We start from the raw sequence: 16,589 nt of genomic DNA on the forward strand, positions 1-16,589 counted from the left end.
GGCGCGCCCTGGATCACGCCGACGTCCTGGCTTTCGAGCAGGTACATGACGAAATCGCTGTCGTTGGCGATCACGCGTGCGTCGGGCGTACGCCGCCCGATCACACCCGCGCATGACGGATAGACATAGAAGGCGCCGGTCGGACGAGGACAATAGAGTCCATCGATCGCATTCAGTCTATCCACCACGAGATCGCGCCGCCGCTGGAACTGCGTGCGCCAGTCGGCGAGAAAATCTTTCTTCGCCGATTTCGTCCGGCAAGGCGAGTTCGCGGTACTGTATTCGCAGCCGGAGTTTCATCCGCGCGCGGCCGCTTCCGAACAAAGATAAAACAGGCGACTTCTGGAGTGCTAGGATGACGCGCGCAACCCGGCTTGTTCCACGAAGCGACACTGCCGGGTTGCCGACACGATGGTGAAATCGTTGCGTTACGCAGCCTGATACTCAAGTACAGAGGAGACACTCAATGAAACTTTCGAAGCTGCTTATAAACGCGTTGGCGCTCTCGGCTCTCAGCTTTACCGCGGTCGCGGCTCATGCCGAAGATCTGCTCGACTCGGTCAAACAGGCCGGAGTCCTGAAGATCGGTCTCGAAGGCACCTATCCGCCGTTCGACTCGCGCAACAAGGACGGCGAGCTCGAAGGCTTCGACGTCGATGTCGCGAAAGCCGTGGCGGCGAAACTCGGCGTAAAGCCGGTATTCATTCCGACCGAGTGGAGCGGCATTATCGCGGCGCTGCAGAGCGGCAAATTCGACGTGATCGTCAATCAGGTCACCATTACCCCGCAACGCAAACAGGTTCTTGATTTCAGCCAGCCGTACACGTACTCGGCCGCGCAGCTGATCCAACGGGCGGACGACAAGCGTGAGTTCAAATCGCTCGACGAATTCAAGGGCGACAAGAAGATCGGCGTGACGCTCGGCACCAACTACGACCAGATGGCGCGTGCGGTACCTGGCATCAACGTGCAAACTTATCCGGGTGCGCCCGAGAAACTGCGCGATCTCGCCGCCAGGCGTATCGATGCGACGATCGATGACCGGCTGATGCTGCCGTACATCATCAAGAACTCGCAGTTGCCGTTGCGTACGGGCGCGGTGCTGAAAGGCGCCGAGCAGGAAATGGGCATCCCGTTCCGCAAGGACAATCCGAAGTTCGCGAAAGCACTCGACGACGCGCTGACCCAAATGAAGCAGGACGGCACGCTCAAGAAGATCTCGATGCACTGGTTCGGCACGGACGTGACTCAGCCTGTCGCGCAGTAATTTTCTCGTTGGTCTCGCGTACCCGCGCCGACCTGCCGAATGGTCGACGCGGGTACGCCGCTTGCTCGCTAAGCGGTTTTTGCCGCGGAATCGCTCGCGATCAACGCTTCCATTGCTTCGAATCACGAAGCAAGCGCGGATACGCATGCTGAATGCATGCACGCTCTGCTGCGCCGCAGTTGCCTGATGCTTCGAAAGCGTGCGATGCTTTCGGAGCCATTGATCCGGCCACCTCGTGTCGGACTCGCATGTCGCCGGGAGACGACCTCGAATGGCACGCGATGAGACCAGTGAAATGCCCACAACCTTGGAGGCATCATGAGCATTCAATCACTGTCTCGCAGCAGCACCGCATCAACCGCCCATCTCTTCTCCAGCTCAAGTAAGTATTTCGTGCCGCGGCGTTCGCCGATCACGCTCGGCGTCGCCTGCATCGCCTCGCTCGTCTTCGCATCCGCGAGCTGTCTGGCCGATACCCAGGTGGGCGCCACGCTGCCGCCGGCGCCCGACATTCTGTACGGCGATCTGTTCGTCGCCGTGCAAACCGCGCAGATCTTCGCCGACCAGAAGACGTTCGTCGACGCAACGCCGAATGGCAATCCCGCCGCGATCGTCCAGCTATACGAAACGCAGAAGAATCAGCCCGGCTTTTCGCTGCAGAAATTCGTCAGCCAGTACTTCACACCGCCGCCCGATCAGAGCATCACGCCGCCGCCGAACCAGAGTCTGCGCGAGCACATCGACTGGCTCTGGAACGGCCTCACGCGCACGACGACGAGCGCGCCCGACTACAGCTCGCTGATCCCGCTGCCCAAACCATACGTCGTGCCGGGCGGCCGCTTTCGCGAAGGCTACTACTGGGATACCTATTTCACGATGCTGGGGCTGCAGGAGTCCGGGCGTGAAGATCTCGTCGACGATATGCTCGACAACTTCGCGTACATGATCGACACGTTCGGCCACATACCGAACGGCAATCGCACGTACTATCTGAGCCGCTCGCAGCCGCCGTTCTACTCGTATATGGTGGAGCTCGCGGCGCAAAAGGAAGGCAACAAGGTTTATCAGAAGTACCTGCCTGTGCTGCGCAAGGAGTACGCGTACTGGATGCAAGGCTCGTCCAGCACGCCGCCCGGCGGCGCTACGCGCAATGTGGTCGTGCTCAACGATGGCACCGTGCTGAACCGCTACTGGGACGATCTGGACACGCCGCGCGACGAGTCGTACCTCGAGGACGTGCAGACCGCGCACGCGAGCGGCCGGCCGGCCAACCAGGTCTACCGCGATCTGCGCGCGACCGCCGAAAGCGGCTGGGATTTCAGCTCACGCTGGTTCGGCGACAACCAGACGCTCGCAACGGTGCGCACGACATCGATCATCCCGGTCGATCTGAACAGCCTGTTGTTCCATCTGGAGACGACGATCGCGCGCGGCTGCTCGGAGACACGCGACTTCCGTTGCGTCGCGCAGTTCATCGGCTACGCGGCGCGGCGCGCGGAAGGCATCAACCGCTATCTGTGGAATCGCAACGGCTACTACGGCGACTACGACTGGCAACTCGGCAAGTCGCGCGACAACCAGACACCGGCGATGCTGTATCCGCTGATGGCCGGCGTGGCGTGGCCCGATCGCGCGTGGAAGACCGCCCAGACCGTGGAGAATGTGCTGCTCAAGCAGGGCGGCCTCACGACGTCGACCTATAACACCACACAGCAATGGGACGCGCCGAACGGCTGGGCGCCGTTGCACTGGATCGCGATTCAGGGCCTCAAGCGCTACGGACGCGCCGACCTCGCGCAGCCGATCGGCACGCGCTTTCTCGCGGACGTCGAGAACGTCTACAACACGCAGCACAAGCTCGTCGAGAAGTACGTCGTGGAAGGCGCGGGCGAAGGCGGCGGCGGGGGTGGCGAGTATCCGCTGCAGGACGGCTTCGGGTGGACCAATGGCGTAACGTTGATGCTGCTCGATCTGTATGGCAATGGGCAGTGAGTCCCCGCGGCATTTTCAGGCGAGTGCCGTGAGGTAGGTCTTACGATTGCAGACACATGATGCCTACGAGGTCGTGAAAACCTCGTAGCCAGAATTTCACGCCTCGGCCACTCGATACACCGACCCGGATTCGCCGCACGAATCGCTCTGCGGGCAGTCCAAATCTGATCGACGTCGTCAGTAAGATCATCTCCGGTGGAAGCAGCATGATCTGGCTCGCCAATATTGTTCTCGTGCTGCACGCGCTGATCGTGCTGTTTATCGTCGGCGGACTATTCGCGATCTGGATCGCCCACGGTTTGCAACTCCGGTGGGCGCGCAATCGCGCATTCCGGACGACACATGTTCTCGCCATCGGTATCGTGGCGACCCTTGCAGTGCTCGATGTGCCGTGCCCGTTGACCGTTCTGGAGGACTATCTGCGCACGGGCGCGTCCGGTCCGCAAGGCTTCATACAGCGCTGGGTTAGTGCCTTGCTCTATTACGACTTTCCGGGCTGGGTGTTCGTGCTCGCATATGTCGCGTTCTTGCTGGCGGTGCTTCTCACGTGGCGCCGAATTCCGCCACGATCGTAACTGGGACATGGCCGCCCGAGCACCTGATCCGCTTGCGCAATTGCGCAGCTGACCTGCTCGATGCCAGACGATTGCTCTTCCGAGGTCTACTGGACGGCGAGCGGCTTCGCTTCGCCCGTTGGTTCACGCCAGGAAGCGCCGGCTTATCGCAAGCGATTTTTTATTTGGCCGCCTTGTCGACGGATTTGACCTTGGTCCATACCAGCACTGAAGTACTTTGCTTTCCCGTTACCGGGTTCTTGTCCGGCAGCGTCGTGATGTACAGATGCTCGCCGTCGATTCTGAATCGACGCACCTGCACCGTGCCGGTCCACGACTCGTTCCACGACGCGTCGACATGATGACTGACGAGGTCGCCGTCGGTGTTATACGTTCCCGCGTAGGCGCTGAGTCCGCTATAGAGTTCGATGCGCTCGGCGTCGGTCGGTACGACACCCGCAGGTGCCTTTCGTCCTTCCTTGAGCACAATCGCGTGCATGCGGCCGTCGGCGCTATAGCTCAGATAACCGTCCGGGTGTGCGCCGAACAGATCGGTCTTTTCGCCATTGGCGAGGTCTTCGGTCGTGAAAGACCGCAGCTTCCAGGTTCCCAGCAGCATAGTGTTGCCGTTACGCCGATCTCGTGCCACCGCCGCCTCCTTTTCCGGAAACGAAGTACGCAACTCGCTTCAACATCGCGATCGTTGGATTCCCACGACACTACGCGCAACCGCTCGCCCACGCAATCACCGCCACCCGAACGGAATTTCCGCAACTTACCTTTTAATTCTATTGAGAACATATTTTCACCGGTTAAATTTACCATTTAATTAGATTTTACAAGCGCAATTAATTCCGACAACGTATCCCACGAAAATCCGCAGTTCATCGTCGCTATTCAATGCGATTCGAATAAACGCCGCCGGCATTTTTCCGCCCCATGCCGCCGCAACCGCACCGATGCTCGATCACAGCGCCCTATTCCTCGACAACGAGCCGACTTTATTCTGAATCACATAATTGCCGCTTGATCCTTGACAAGACCGCATTTCACATCCTATTTTCACTCTTGCTGTAAGCATCGGAAAGATTCAATTTTAAATTTCTCTTGAAATGTCGAGATAAATCGACAGGGAATTCCTTTATCCGTTCAATTAGCAATTGCAGAAAGCAAATCGAAATATTGATGCAGGCATTTTGAATTAATGCATTGCGAAAAACTGTCCATGCAACCGCTGCGTGCCATCGAGTGCGGTGCGGGTTATTCGATCTCCCATGCGCGCGACCGGCGAAAAGCGGCCTTTGTGTAGCGGTATCACTCACCAGGGAACGAGATGAAACCAGACAGAAGGAATACCGACGATGGTCGCGTCCGTCGTCATGGCCGGCTCGCCGCGCTAAGCGCGCTGACACTCGGAATCGTTATCCTCGCCGGATGCGGCGGCAGCGACGGAGGTTCGTCGGCGTCGGCGGTACCAAGCGGCATGGCGCAGGTCGCCAATCAGGCGCAAGCGGCGTCGGCGCCGCAGACGCCATCCGCCAATCAGCCCTACACCGATCTCACCACCTATTCGACGAGTGCGACGTCCGGGATAGCCGCGTCGCTGGTCGCGGAGAAAGCGGCGATCATGCATTACCAATGGACGTCCGGCAGCACCACCGTCAATTACACGACGACCACCGGCCACCTGACCGCAATGGATCTGACGAGCGGCGCACCCGAAGCGACGATGTCCTACGTGGCCTACACGGCGCCGAGCACGAATGGCAAACCGCGCCCCGTTACGTTCGTCTATAACGGCGGGCCGGGTTCTTCGTCGATCTGGCTGCGTCTCGGATCGTTCGCGCCGACGCGCGTCGCGACCACCGATCCGCTGCTGAACGGCACCAGCTGGCCGAACTATCCGCTTGTGAACAACACCGAGAGCCTGATCGACACGACCGATCTCGTGTTCATCGATCCGCCGGGCACGGGCCTCTCCGAAGCGATCCTGCCGAACACGAACCAGACCTACTGGAGCACCGATGCCGACGCGAACATCATGCGCGACTTCATCATCCGCTACCTGACGGTCAATTCACGCAGCAGCTCGCCGATCTATCTGTACGGCGAATCGTACGGCACGCCTCGCACCGACATCCTCGCGCTCGCGCTCGAATCGGCCGGCGTGCAACTGACGGGGATCACGCTGCAGTCTTCGATCCTGAACTACTTCGCGGATGCGATCGAGGCGGTGGCAATCACGGGTTCGCCCGACCAGCTCGCGCTCGAAACCGATACATTGAGCGGCTACATGCCGGGCTACGCCGAGGTCGCGGCGTACTACAACCAGGTATCGCCAGCGCCAGTGAGTCAGGCGACCTACGCGCTTCGCAGCGAGGCGTTCGTGACCGCCAACTACAACCTGTTCAAGAATTATTCGCTGTACTGGACCTTGAGCCAGCTCGGCGCGCCCACCTACGCGGGACCGCCGAACTTCCCGCCGACGTGGCTGGAGAAGGTCTGGGACGCCGAATCCGGTCTCACGTTGCAGGCGATGCAGGGCTACTTCAACATCAATCCGTTCAACCTCACGCTGGTGCCAGGCTCGACGATAGGCCGCTACGATGGTCGCGTGTCGTTGCCCAACTCGGACTCGCGTCTGCAGAGCGACGGCGACCCGTCGGACATCCTGATCTCGCTGCCATTCACCAATGCATTGGCGACACAGATGCCGGATTACCTCGGCTACACGGCGCCGAACGCGGCGTACATGCCGCTGAACGACGCGATCATCGAGGTGTGGGATTTCTCGCACGGCGGCCAGCCGCTGCCCGACACGATCCCCGATCTGCTCGGCGCGCTAAAGCTGAATCCGCAACTGAAGGTGCTGGCGGAAAACGGCTTCCACGATCTCGCCACGCCGTTCTTCAATACCGAGAAGCAGCTCGCGCGGCTCAAGACGGTCCAGGGTCTCAACCCGAATCTGCAGGTCAACTTCTTCCAGGGCGGACATATGATTTATCTGGATGACGTGGCGCGCCCGCAGATGAAGGCGGATCTCGCGGCCTTCTATGGCGGCACGCCGATAGCGGGCGCGCTGACGCTCGCGACGCTGCCTCAGCCGTGGGCCGACGAAGCGTCAGCCGCTACGCCGACGAGCGAGGCGCTCGCCGCGGCCGCGCCCTGATCGATGGTGGTTTCGCTTCGCGCGAAACCCTCTGACTACTTTTTATGGCGAATGATCATGTCTTCAATCGATATCTTGCGACGTACTCTGGCGTTGATCGTCCTCGGTGTGATCGTCGGCAGTGCGCATGCGTTGCCGCCCCAGCCGGTGGCGCCCGTGACGCTGCCCAACGGCGGACACGGCGTGGACGGTCCGTTCTTTCCTCATAACCGTGCCAACGCGGTCGCGCCGACCACCGGCTCGACGCTGCAGCAGCAGGCTCAGCAGCGCGTGAAGAACAGACTGGGCGCGAAATCGGTGCTCAGCAACGGCTCGTCGATCACCAAGGCCCAGGCGCAAAGCGATGGGCTCGGCTATATCGCCAGGCATTTTGACGAGATCGATACCGCGCATTCGGGCCGCGTGACGTTGAACGACGTTCAGCAGTATCTGCAGCAGCATCAGCAGTGAGAGTCAGCTAGTCCAGTGGTCCGGGATGACGGCCGGCGGTGCGTCGCGATCGTGCGACGCACCGCCGGCAGTATGCAGCTGCGCGCCGCGCCGCGCGCGGCGGATCGCTCACGCTCACTTGCCCGTTGCCGCCTGGATCATCTTCCATCCATTGCCCGCCGGATCGCGAAAGCCCGCATCGACGCTGCCGAAACGATCCACCGGCTCCTGCGTGAATTCCACGCCGCGCGCCTTCAACTGCTCGTAGCTCGCGCGACAGTCGGCAACGGACAGCACCAATGGCGGCATCGCCCCCTTCGCGACCATCGCGCGCAGCGTTTGCGCGGTCGCTTCATCGTGGACCGGCGGCCCCGGCGCGAACAGTCCCAACTGGAAAGACGGCTGTTCCGGGTGCTGGACCGTGAGCCAGCGGTAAGCACCGTTGCGCACGTCGGTGTGGACGCGAAAGCCGAGTTTGTCGACGTAGAACGAAAGCGCCGCATCCTGATCGTCGACGTACAAACCGACCACATTGATACCCTGATTCATAACTCCTCCCTCGCTGGTTGAGGGTTCGACTGTATCGCTGGCCACGCGGCGGCGCTTCTCCAAAACTGCGATCGGCAGGTTCGGGCGTTTGCCCGGCCTTCGGCACGTTGGCGCGCCGGCTTCGGCGACGACCGCGCGAATCTCGTCCTCCGAGTAACCGAGCGCGCCGATCGGATCGGTCGGCGACGCGACGCCGCCGGAGGCCATGATCTTGATCTGGTCGGCGCCCATCTGCAGTTCTTCGCGCACGGCGCGGCGCAACGCGTCGACGCCATCGACGACCCGGCTCAATGCACCGACGCGCACGCAGCAGTTGCAAGGCGCATCGCCAGGCATGAAGTCCGTGCGCGCGCGACCTTCGCCATGGCCGCCGGAGCAGTTCAGCGGTTCAGGCGCATCGCGGCGATTTCTTCGAGTGACCGGCCGCGGGTGGACACGCCCATGGTCAGAACCGCGAGCGCACCGATGATCAGCACCAGCGTCGTGCCGCCGAAAACCCCGCCGAAGCCCAGACGCGGATACAGAAAGCCGACCAGGATCGGCGCGGCGATCGCGCCGAGGCGTCCGATCGCCGAAGCGACACCCATGCCGGTCGTGCGCACTTCGGTAGGGAACACCTCGGGCGCGTAGGCGTAGACGCCGGCATAAGTCCCGTTCATGAAGAACGACAGCAAAAAGCCCGATGTCAGAATTTCGGCATCGCTGTGCGTGAGCGCGAGCCCTAACGCGGAGAACCCGCCGCGCGCCATGTACGTGACGATGGTCGCGCGGCGGCCGATCTTTTCATTGAGCCACGCGCCCGAGAAGTAGCCGGGAATCTGCGCGAGGTACATAACCAGTGAATACGAAAAACTACGCGTGATCGTCATGCCGCTTTGCACCAGCAGACCGGGAATCCACGTAAAGAACGCGTAGTAACTGAACGTGATCGACAGCCACATCAACCAGGCCATCGCGGTGATGCCGGCCAGTTGTCGCGACCAGAGCGCCTTGAGTTTCGCCAGTGGCATGCCGGACGCGACGGGGGCTGGGGCGCTCGCCCCGACCGCTTGCTCCGGCAGGAGTGGCAAGCCGGCGGCGTGTACCACTGCTTCCATCCGTTCGACGATCACCGCGGCTTCGGCGGTTCTGCCGCGGAAAGGACAGCGCCGTGGCGCCGGGCATGGTCGAACGAGTATAGGAAGTCGGAATGAGCGGGTCTTGGTTGGAAACCGCATCGAACATGCGGATTCCGGCATCAGGGCGCGGCGTGCCGCGAGATGCTAAAGCGCTTCGCAAAGGCAGCGGGGCATCGGTATCGCGGCGCTCGCGCGTCGAACGCGAGCGCTGCGTCCCTTCTGATCGTCGACGTGCGCGCCGACCACATCGATACCCTCATTCACGACGTCTCGCTGGTAGGAGGCTCGACGGTGTCGCCGACCACGCGGCGGCGCTTTTCCAGAACTGCGGTCGTCAGATCGGGGCGTTGTGCGGCCTTCAGCACGCAGGCGGGCACGCGATCGAGTTCAGCGGGATTGGCGCGTGCCTGCACGCGCATCTCGCTCGGGCTCAGGCCGGTAATGTCGCGAAAGACGCGGCCGAACGTGCCGAGGCTTTCCCAGCCGGTCGCGAACGCAATGTCCGTCATGCCGAGGTTGGTGTCACGCAGAAGCGTGGTGGCCTGTTCGATACGCCGCGTCAACAGATAGCGGTGTGGCGGCACGCCGAAGGCCCGCTTGAACGAACGCGCGAAGTGCGCCGCCGACACGCCGCTGACTTCGGCCAGCCGCCGCACGGGCCAGGCTTCGTGCGAGGCGGCATCGATGCGGTCTTTCGCACGCAGCAGGCGACGCAGCAGCGCCGGGTCTTCGAGTGCTTCGGCGCCGCCCGAGACGGGGGTCGGTTGGACTGCAGGGTCGTGTGAGCCGGGCATATGTTCGCGTTAGAACCGATAGCCGATGCGCGGCCGCCGCCGCGCCAGGAACGATCGCGGCCATGAGGAGCGTCCAGGCAGGCTTTGTCATCGAGCGGCAGGCCTCGTGTTGATGGAACGACGCACAAGCTGCGGCCCCTGGCCCTGACCGCAACCCGAGGCCATTGTTGCACGGCTTTGCGTGAACCTCGCGTCAAAGGCCGATCGAAAATTTCTCGATTTATTTAAAGAGATGGCAACGGTGCTGTGGACGATACCGCGAAGAACACCGACGCGTTCGACGGCTACCTGAAGAACGTCGTGTTCGCCTACAACATCAGCACCGGCGACGACCGGCCAGACGTGGTCGGGTTCTTCGCAGTAAGCAGCAAGCGTTAAACGCTGATGGCAACAGCGTGCGGCGGCGGCAAGCCGCACGCGTCGAGATAGACGTGTTTCATTCGACGGCCCGCGCGGACTATTCCGCACGGGCCGTTTTCATTTCATGCGCCTGGTCGACGATCATATGTCCGCCATGGTGGGCGCTTCACGCGGTCTGTTCGGTCTTGCCGTAAGTGAGCCGGCCGTTTTTCGACAGCAGCACCGCAACCGGCCGCGTCATTTCGAACTCGGAGAAAATGATCGTCATGCTGGCGGTGATCGGCACCGCGAGAAAGGCGCCCGGCACGCCCCACAAAGCCGACCACACGGCCATGCTCGCGAGAATCGCGAACGGGCTCAGGTTCAGGGAGTTGCCCGTCAGATACGGATCGAGAATATTGCCGATCACGAAGTGAATCGCGGTCAGCGACACCAGCACGACAAGGATCGAATTCAGGTCGCCGAACTGCAGCACCGACATCAGCACCGGGAACACGATCGCGAGCACCGAGCCGATATAGGGCACGTAGTTCAGCAGCGCGGTCAGTATCGCCCACAGCCCGGCGAACTCGAGGCCGACGCTGCGCATCGCGAGCCAGCAGATCCCGCCTAGCAGCACGCCGAGGAACGTCTTCAGCGCGAGATACGCGCCAATGCGCCGGTTGATGTCGGTGACCACGCCCCGGATACGCGCCGCGTTGGTCGAATTGGCGGTCATGTTCGTCAGCTTGTCGCCGAACGTCCGGCGCTCGACCAGCAGAAAACTCGCATACAGCACGATCACGAACAGGTCGATGATCACCGACGAAAGCGACGCCAGCATGCCGGTCACCATCGCCTGAATATTCAACTGTGTGAGCATGTTCCGCCGCAGCGATTCCCACGTCGGCTCGCTTTCGAGGTGCAGCAGCGTCGAAATCTTGTGGATCATCAGCAGGACCGAGTCCTGGTAGCGCGGCGCGAGCGCGACGAGCGCGTCGTAGTTCTCGACGAGCATGTCGACCGCGAAGAAGATCGCGGCGCCGATCAGAAACATCGAGAGTCCGTAGCGCAACTGGACCGGCAGCCGCGGGCCGATCACCGGAATGCGTTGCAGCAGCCGCGTGAAGTCGACCACCACGTATACCGCGATCGCGCCGAACACGATCGGCACGAAAACCGCGCGCCCGATATACAGCACCCAGCCCACAATCAGCAGCAGCACCACTACATATACGGACGCTTGCAATCTGTCGGTCATTGGTCAGTGCTCCATGAATCCGCAAACAGGTGCGCCAGAGAGTCACCCCAGGGTCACCCGAGGACGAAGGCGATGGCCGGGCACGCGCCCGCCGTGCGATCCCCTTACCAGCCGGTCGCGCGATGGACAGCACTGATCTTCGCACAGAACGATGACAGCTCACATAAAAAGCGCGCCAGATCGCTCCGCCGGCAAACTCCGGGCCGACACCTCGAAATGCGCCAGCAGAATGTCGCGAAACGTTGCGATGCGTCGGATTCGCTCGTGAAACCCATCTGCTACGCTGCCCTAATCGGTTTCAATCACCTGACGTGATCCGAAGCGAGCGCCTGCGTCACGCGGTGGCAGCGCACGGCCGAATCCATGCAGTGAAGCCGCGCCGCGCGTGCCCGTGCGATGTCCGCGCTATATCTGTGCGTGATGTCCGATTGCACGCATCCTCTCACCTCACGACATGGGAGTACGAGATGCTGCAACGGCTGGGGTCGCGATTCGTCGCAGTGGGTCTGATGTGGACATTGTCCGCCTGTGGCGGTGGTGGGGGCGGCAGCGGCGCCGACCCGGCCAGCACCGGCTCGAACGGCGCGGCTGGCGCGACCACGCCAGCATCGAGTCCCGCGCCCGCGTCGAGTCCGACACCGGCATCTAGCCCGGCCCCCGCGTCGAGCCCGTCGAGCGCATCCGACGCGAGCGCCACGACACCGAAGCTCGCCGCCGCGACGCCGATCATCGACGGCACGACACTCGGCGCCGCCATCTGGCCCGCGGGCGTCACGGCTTCGGGCGGAACCGGTCAGCCCGTCAGCGGACTGAACTGCGGGTTGCGCAGTACCGCGTACACGTACGCGCATCTGTCGATCTACCAGAACGGGCAACTCCTGACGCTGCCACCCAACATCGGCATGGTCGAGCCGACCCTGACCACGCCGACCGGCTGCGCGTATCCGGTGCACACGGTCGATTCGAGCGGCAAGATCCATATGGACGCGACGACCGGCGCGACCTATACGCTCGGCCAGTTCTTCTCGATCTGGGGCGAGACGCTGAGTGCGTCGAACGTGGCGGGATTGACCGCCTCGCCAATCGCGATCTACGTGAACGACGGCGGCACGCTCACGCAATATACGGGCGACCCCGCGAGCCTCGTGCTGAAGCCGCACACCGAAATCACGGTCATGGTCGGCACGCCTGTCACCCAAGTGCCCACCTACACCTGGACCGATCCGCCGCCGTTCGACCCGAACCCGATCACGCTCGTCTTCGGAGGCGTGGTCGGCTCGTCGTTCTGGCCGAACGGCACGACCTCGACGGGCGGCACCGGCACGCCGGTCGACGGCCTGACCTGCGCGCCGGACATGAGCGTGCTGTACCACGTGCACGCGCACCTCGCGATCATCAAGGACGGGCAGTGGCTCGCGTTGCCGATGAACGTCGGCATCCTGTCGCAATGCACGTATGAGATGCATACGCACGACAACACCGGCATCATCCATATCGAAGCGCCGAACCTCAAGACCTATACGCTCGGCGACTTCTTCGATATCTGGGGCGAGCCGCTGACGAACACGAACGTCGCGGGCATCATGGGCGACGTGGTCGCGTATATCAACGACAACGGCGATTCGCGCCGCTATATGGGCGACTTGCGCAGTATCGAGCTGACGTCGTTGCGCGACATCACGCTGCAAATCGGTACGCCGCCGGTAAGCACGTTGGCGACGTATTCGTGGTACGAACCGCAGTGACGTCGGCCGGAGGCCGCGTCACTTCGCCATGGCGCGGCTTCAACGCGACGTACCCGAATGCCCGATACCGCCCGGTCCGCGCGGCACGATGCCCGCGACGGAGCGCGGCGCCGCGTTCGCGACCAGAATCATCGCCGCGCCGGCGAGACCGCTCGCCACGTGCTTCAACGCATGGCCGGCGATCACGTGATGCGTCAGCTCCCATATCTGCCAATCGAGGCTTTCGAAAATCTTCGCGACCCCGTAGAAGACGATCACGAGCGTCCATGCGATCACGCCGTCCACCTTGCGCGTGAGCGTCAGGCCGACGATCAGCATGAGCCCGCCGAACTGAAGAATCGCGTAAGGCCACAGGCTGTTGAACACGAGCCAGTAGCCGACGGTGGCGGGCGACACGACCACCATGATCAGCATCTGCGCCCAGCCGACGCGCTGTCCGCTCCACGACGTCCATAGCATGGCGAGGATGCCGGCGAACACGATGGTCATCGGCAGGCGGTCCCAGACGAGCGTCGCATCGTTGGGCGCCATGTGGTAGTAAGCCGAGCCGAACGCGGTGAAGAGCAGCCCGAGCGCGGCGACGACCATGCCGGGAAATTGCGCCGGCTGGTCGGACGCATGGCGCCGGACCCAACGCAGACAGAACACACCGGCGATCAGAATGACGACGTTCGACAGCACGTCCGCCGCATGGTGCAGCGGCCCCAGCGAGCGTTGATCGGCGAAGTGGTGATACGAGGCCGGCTGCGCGAGCGGCCATATCATCTGCAGCGCGGTGCCCACCACGAAAAGCAGCACGCTAGCAAGCAGCAAGCGGGAGATCTTCACGTTGCTCGACTCCACAGTGGGCGAAACGCTCGAAGGCGCCGTGAACCGGACCCTTTATGACCCTTTACGCTGACACGGAGCGGATCACGCTCGATTGCATGGAAGCCATGCGGTCGATGCGCAGCCGGGTTGGCCCCCGTTCGAATTCGCGCAGCCTGCTCGTATCATCGGACAAAGCGCTCTGCGCAACAAGAGCGTCGGGCGGCGCACCGATGGGCATGCGCCCATAGTATTCTTCTCAACCAATGCAAGTTGCGTGCAAGCATGCGCGCGGCCCAAATGAAGACCTGGACTCCATGCAAGCGCAGATACACCACCCGTCGTTCCCGCATCGCCGATGGAGAAGCGCGCTGTGCGCGCTGCTGTGCGCAAGCCTGCTGGCCGGCTGCGCGCCGTTACCGTCGCTCGAGGGTCGCCAGGAGTCGCATGCGTTGTCGCCCGCGGTGGCGGCCACCACGGATCTCGGTCGCGCGGTCGCGCCCGAGCTGGCCGCGCACGCGGGGCTGGCGGGCATTTATCCGCTGGCGGATGCGCATGTCGCGTTTGCCGCGCGCATGGACCTGATCCGTTCCGCGCAACGCACGCTCGACATCCAGTACTACATCTGGCGCGACGATCTGACCGGCACGCTGCTGCTAGAACAGATCCACGAAGCGGCGGACCGGGGTGTGCGGGTGCGCCTGCTGCTCGACGATCTCGGCATCGCCTCCGCGCTCGACCCGACACTGGCGGCGCTCGACGCGCATCCGAACATCGAGGTGCGCCTGTTCAACCCGTTCGTCGTGCGCAGCCCGAAAATCCTCGGCTTCGTGACCGACTTTTCGCGCGCCAATCGGCGCATGCACAACAAGTCCCTGACCGCCGACGCCACCGCGACGATCCTCGGCGGCCGCAACATCGGCGACGAGTACTTCGATGCCACGGACGGCGTCGTCTTCGCCGACCTCGACGTGCTCGCGGTCGGACCGGCCGCGACCGACGTCTCGCGCGATTTCGACCGCTACTGGGCAAGCGCGTCGGCGTATCCGGTCGGGAAGATCCTGCCGCACGAGAGCGTCGATGAGCTGGCCACGCTGGAGCGTAATGCGCAGGCGATCGAGCAGGATCCTGCCGCCGCTGAGTATAAGCAAGCGCTGCGCGGCCCGCGCGTCGTGCAGAACCTGCTCGACGACAAGTTGCCGCTCGACTGGGCCAAAACGAAGATGATCAGCGACGACCCCGCGAAAGGCCTGAACGACGCGCCGCCGGAAGCGCTGATTTCCCACCAGCTCCGCGAAGTGATGGGCCAGCCGACGAAGTCGCTCGACCTCGTCTCCCCGTACTTCGTGCCGGCAAACACGGGCACGCAGTATCTGAGCGGGCTCGCCGCCCAGGGCGTCGACGTGCGGGTGTTGACGAACGCGCTCGAAGCGACCGATGTCGTCGCCGTGCACTCGGGCTATATGAGGCGGCGCGTCGAGTTGCTGCAAAACGGCGTGCACCTGTATGAATTGCGGCGCGTGGCGGGCGCCACCTACAAGAAAGAACAGTCGCCGGGGCCGTTCGGCAGCTCCGGGTCGAGCTTGCATGCGAAGACTTTCATCGTGGACTCCCAGCGGGTCTTCGTCGGTTCGTTCAACTTCGATCCGCGCTCCGCGCATCTGAATACCGAGCTTGGACTCGTCATCGACAGCCCCGATCTCGCGACGCGGGTCGATCGCAAGTTTCTCGCGCTGCTGCCGACAGTCGCGTACGCGGTGCATCTCGACAAAAACGGCAAGCTGTACTGGATCGAAACCAACGGCGACGTCGAAACCCGCCACGACACCGAACCGAATACGACGTGGTACGCACGGCTCGGTGTTTGGATGCTGTCGATTATGCCAATTGAGTCGCTGCTATAGCTCGCAGTTCAGAATCGTCGCAAATCGCGATCTCGCAGTGGATCGGGCGTGCGCTGCGTCTCGCGCAACACGCCGTTGGTGTCGAACGCGAAATTGAACAGCATGTGGTGGATGTTGCTTTCGATATAACGGTATGACCAGACTTCGCGTTGCGAGAGCCGGAAGAACTGCGTTTGCACGGGGCGGCCGAAATTGACCAGCACATCGTCGCGCGTCCATTTGCCGATTTCCGCGCGATTGAATTCGCTCAACTGCAAGACCTGACGCACGTTCACGATCTTGCCTGAAGCGTCGATATCGGCGGCGACGGTGGTCGAGCCCATCGGCTGGGTCGGCCACATCAGTCGGCGGCCGCCCCCCGGCAGGTCATAGACTTCGCGCGGCGGACCCATGCGGGCGACGATCGCCGCTTGATCCTGACCCGCCTGGAATTGCTGCCACGGTTGCGCGCAAGCCGCGAGCATCAACGCCGTCGCGCACGTGAGCGCGGCGCGGCGCAATGCCAGCGGCGCGCGCGCGGTTCGCGCGGCAGCGTTCCGAACGTGGGCGAGGCGGGTAAGCAAGGGTTCCTCCCGTTACGTTCGATCGCACGATCCCTCACCGCGCAAAAGCCGAGGCGACACGGGCTGCGCGCCCGCTCGCCCATGGCTGCAGTCAGGTA

The 16,589-nt window shown here is 62.8% G+C and carries 15 protein-coding genes and 2 pseudogenes; 8 read left to right on the plus strand and 9 right to left on the minus strand.

The genetic code is table 11. From position 1 onward, the window contains the following. Positions 1-5: 5 nt before the first annotated feature. Positions 6-230, minus strand: a pseudogene (locus tag OKW30_RS02405) (aspartate transaminase); the annotation flags it as partial. A 236-nt stretch (positions 231-466) separates the two neighbouring features. On the opposite strand from OKW30_RS02405, the gene OKW30_RS02410 reads away from it, so the two are divergent. The 3 genes from OKW30_RS02410 (at position 467) to OKW30_RS02420 (ending at position 3,834) form a co-directional block, all read left to right on the plus strand. Then, positions 467-1,267: a transporter substrate-binding domain-containing protein gene (locus OKW30_RS02410; protein ID WP_184068106.1), complete on the plus strand. Its 801-nt coding sequence runs from the start codon at positions 467-469 to the stop codon at positions 1,265-1,267. A gap of 318 nt (positions 1,268-1,585) precedes the next feature. Then, positions 1,586-3,259, plus strand: a complete 1,674-nt coding sequence (treA, locus tag OKW30_RS02415) for an alpha,alpha-trehalase TreA (protein WP_429345858.1) — start codon at positions 1,586-1,588, stop codon at positions 3,257-3,259. Between the two features lie 206 nt (positions 3,260-3,465). Further along, a complete protein-coding gene (locus OKW30_RS02420) occupies positions 3,466-3,834 on the plus strand; it encodes a DUF2784 domain-containing protein (protein ID WP_184068112.1) in 369 nt (122 codons plus the stop codon). Between the two features lie 160 nt (positions 3,835-3,994). Here the strand turns inward: OKW30_RS02420 and OKW30_RS02425 are convergent, their stop codons facing one another. Next, on the minus strand, positions 3,995-4,432 hold the full coding sequence (locus tag OKW30_RS02425; protein ID WP_262421368.1) for a lipocalin-like domain-containing protein: 438 nt from the start codon (positions 4,430-4,432) through the stop codon (positions 3,995-3,997). Positions 4,433-5,146: 714 nt separating this feature from the next. Here OKW30_RS02425 and OKW30_RS02430 point away from each other — a divergent pair. Beyond that, a complete protein-coding gene (locus tag OKW30_RS02430; protein WP_187626912.1) occupies positions 5,147-6,982 on the plus strand; it encodes a S10 family serine carboxypeptidase-like protein in 1,836 nt (611 codons plus the stop codon). A 51-nt stretch (positions 6,983-7,033) separates the two neighbouring features. Beyond that, entirely contained in the window at positions 7,034-7,432 is a 399-nt protein-coding gene (locus OKW30_RS02435; protein ID WP_429345859.1) for a 2-oxoglutarate dehydrogenase, read from the plus strand. A gap of 114 nt (positions 7,433-7,546) precedes the next feature. Here OKW30_RS02435 and OKW30_RS02440 read toward each other — a convergent pair whose 3' ends face one another. The 4 genes and pseudogenes from OKW30_RS02440 to OKW30_RS02455 form a co-directional block, all read right to left on the minus strand. Next, positions 7,547-7,960: a VOC family protein gene (locus OKW30_RS02440; protein ID WP_184005430.1), complete on the minus strand. Its 414-nt coding sequence runs from the start codon at positions 7,958-7,960 to the stop codon at positions 7,547-7,549. A 111-nt stretch (positions 7,961-8,071) separates the two neighbouring features. After that, positions 8,072-8,338, minus strand: a pseudogene (locus OKW30_RS02445) (amidohydrolase family protein); the annotation flags it as partial. A gap of 2 nt (positions 8,339-8,340) precedes the next feature. Next, positions 8,341-8,970, minus strand: a complete 630-nt coding sequence (locus OKW30_RS02450; RefSeq protein ID WP_429345860.1) for an MFS transporter — start codon at positions 8,968-8,970, stop codon at positions 8,341-8,343. 368 nt (positions 8,971-9,338) lie between these two features. Then, positions 9,339-9,872 carry a helix-turn-helix transcriptional regulator gene (locus OKW30_RS02455; RefSeq protein WP_429345861.1) on the minus strand — a complete coding sequence of 178 codons (534 nt, stop codon included), beginning with the start codon at positions 9,870-9,872 and terminating at the stop codon, positions 9,339-9,341. Between the two features lie 246 nt (positions 9,873-10,118). On the opposite strand from OKW30_RS02455, the gene OKW30_RS02460 reads away from it, so the two are divergent. After that, positions 10,119-10,250 (plus strand): hypothetical protein, encoded by a 132-nt coding sequence (locus tag OKW30_RS02460; protein ID WP_260336466.1) that lies wholly within the window; start codon positions 10,119-10,121, stop codon positions 10,248-10,250. A 148-nt stretch (positions 10,251-10,398) separates the two neighbouring features. Here OKW30_RS02460 and OKW30_RS02465 read toward each other — a convergent pair whose 3' ends face one another. Continuing rightward, positions 10,399-11,472: an AI-2E family transporter gene (locus OKW30_RS02465; RefSeq protein ID WP_184061789.1), complete on the minus strand. Its 1,074-nt coding sequence runs from the start codon at positions 11,470-11,472 to the stop codon at positions 10,399-10,401. 467 nt (positions 11,473-11,939) lie between these two features. Here OKW30_RS02465 and OKW30_RS02470 point away from each other — a divergent pair, with 467 nt between their 5' ends. Next, positions 11,940-13,217 carry a hypothetical protein gene (locus OKW30_RS02470; protein WP_429345862.1) on the plus strand — a complete coding sequence of 426 codons (1,278 nt, stop codon included), beginning with the start codon at positions 11,940-11,942 and terminating at the stop codon, positions 13,215-13,217. A gap of 39 nt (positions 13,218-13,256) precedes the next feature. Here OKW30_RS02470 and OKW30_RS02475 read toward each other — a convergent pair whose 3' ends face one another. Continuing rightward, positions 13,257-14,045: a hypothetical protein gene (locus OKW30_RS02475; RefSeq protein WP_187616462.1), complete on the minus strand. Its 789-nt coding sequence runs from the start codon at positions 14,043-14,045 to the stop codon at positions 13,257-13,259. Positions 14,046-14,341: 296 nt separating this feature from the next. Here OKW30_RS02475 and OKW30_RS02480 point away from each other — a divergent pair, with 296 nt between their 5' ends. After that, positions 14,342-15,928 (plus strand): phospholipase D family protein, encoded by a 1,587-nt coding sequence (locus tag OKW30_RS02480; RefSeq protein WP_429345863.1) that lies wholly within the window; start codon positions 14,342-14,344, stop codon positions 15,926-15,928. A gap of 8 nt (positions 15,929-15,936) precedes the next feature. Here the strand turns inward: OKW30_RS02480 and OKW30_RS02485 are convergent, their stop codons facing one another. Continuing rightward, the gene (locus tag OKW30_RS02485; RefSeq protein WP_409258981.1) at positions 15,937-16,491 is read right to left on the minus strand and encodes a hypothetical protein; all 555 of its coding nucleotides are present in this window, start codon (positions 16,489-16,491) and stop codon (positions 15,937-15,939) included. Positions 16,492-16,589 lie beyond the last annotated feature (98 nt).

This window comes from Paraburkholderia sp. Clong3 (genome assembly GCF_050436485.1).
GTDB classification, from domain to species: Bacteria; Pseudomonadota; Gammaproteobacteria; order Burkholderiales; family Burkholderiaceae; genus Paraburkholderia; species Paraburkholderia tuberum.

What these genes read in the sequence shown, in the direction of transcription:
- OKW30_RS02410 (WP_184068106.1), top strand. Translation starts at nt 467, where the DNA reads ATGAAACTTTCGAAGCTGCTTATAAACGCGTTGGCGCTCTCGGCTCTC.
- treA (WP_429345858.1), top strand. Translation starts at nt 1,586, where the DNA reads ATGAGCATTCAATCACTGTCTCGCAGCAGCACCGCATCAACCGCCCAT.
- OKW30_RS02420 (WP_184068112.1), top strand. Translation starts at nt 3,466, where the DNA reads ATGATCTGGCTCGCCAATATTGTTCTCGTGCTGCACGCGCTGATCGTG.
- OKW30_RS02425 (WP_262421368.1), bottom strand. Translation starts at nt 4,432, where the DNA reads ATGCTGCTGGGAACCTGGAAGCTGCGGTCTTTCACGACCGAAGACCTC.
- OKW30_RS02430 (WP_187626912.1), top strand. Translation starts at nt 5,147, where the DNA reads ATGAAACCAGACAGAAGGAATACCGACGATGGTCGCGTCCGTCGTCAT.
- OKW30_RS02435 (WP_429345859.1), top strand. Translation starts at nt 7,034, where the DNA reads ATGATCATGTCTTCAATCGATATCTTGCGACGTACTCTGGCGTTGATC.
- OKW30_RS02440 (WP_184005430.1), bottom strand. Translation starts at nt 7,960, where the DNA reads ATGAATCAGGGTATCAATGTGGTCGGTTTGTACGTCGACGATCAGGAT.
- OKW30_RS02450 (WP_429345860.1), bottom strand. Translation starts at nt 8,970, where the DNA reads ATGCCACTGGCGAAACTCAAGGCGCTCTGGTCGCGACAACTGGCCGGC.
- OKW30_RS02455 (WP_429345861.1), bottom strand. Translation starts at nt 9,872, where the DNA reads ATGCCCGGCTCACACGACCCTGCAGTCCAACCGACCCCCGTCTCGGGC.
- OKW30_RS02465 (WP_184061789.1), bottom strand. Translation starts at nt 11,472, where the DNA reads ATGACCGACAGATTGCAAGCGTCCGTATATGTAGTGGTGCTGCTGCTG.
- OKW30_RS02470 (WP_429345862.1), top strand. Translation starts at nt 11,940, where the DNA reads ATGCTGCAACGGCTGGGGTCGCGATTCGTCGCAGTGGGTCTGATGTGG.
- OKW30_RS02480 (WP_429345863.1), top strand. Translation starts at nt 14,342, where the DNA reads ATGCAAGCGCAGATACACCACCCGTCGTTCCCGCATCGCCGATGGAGA.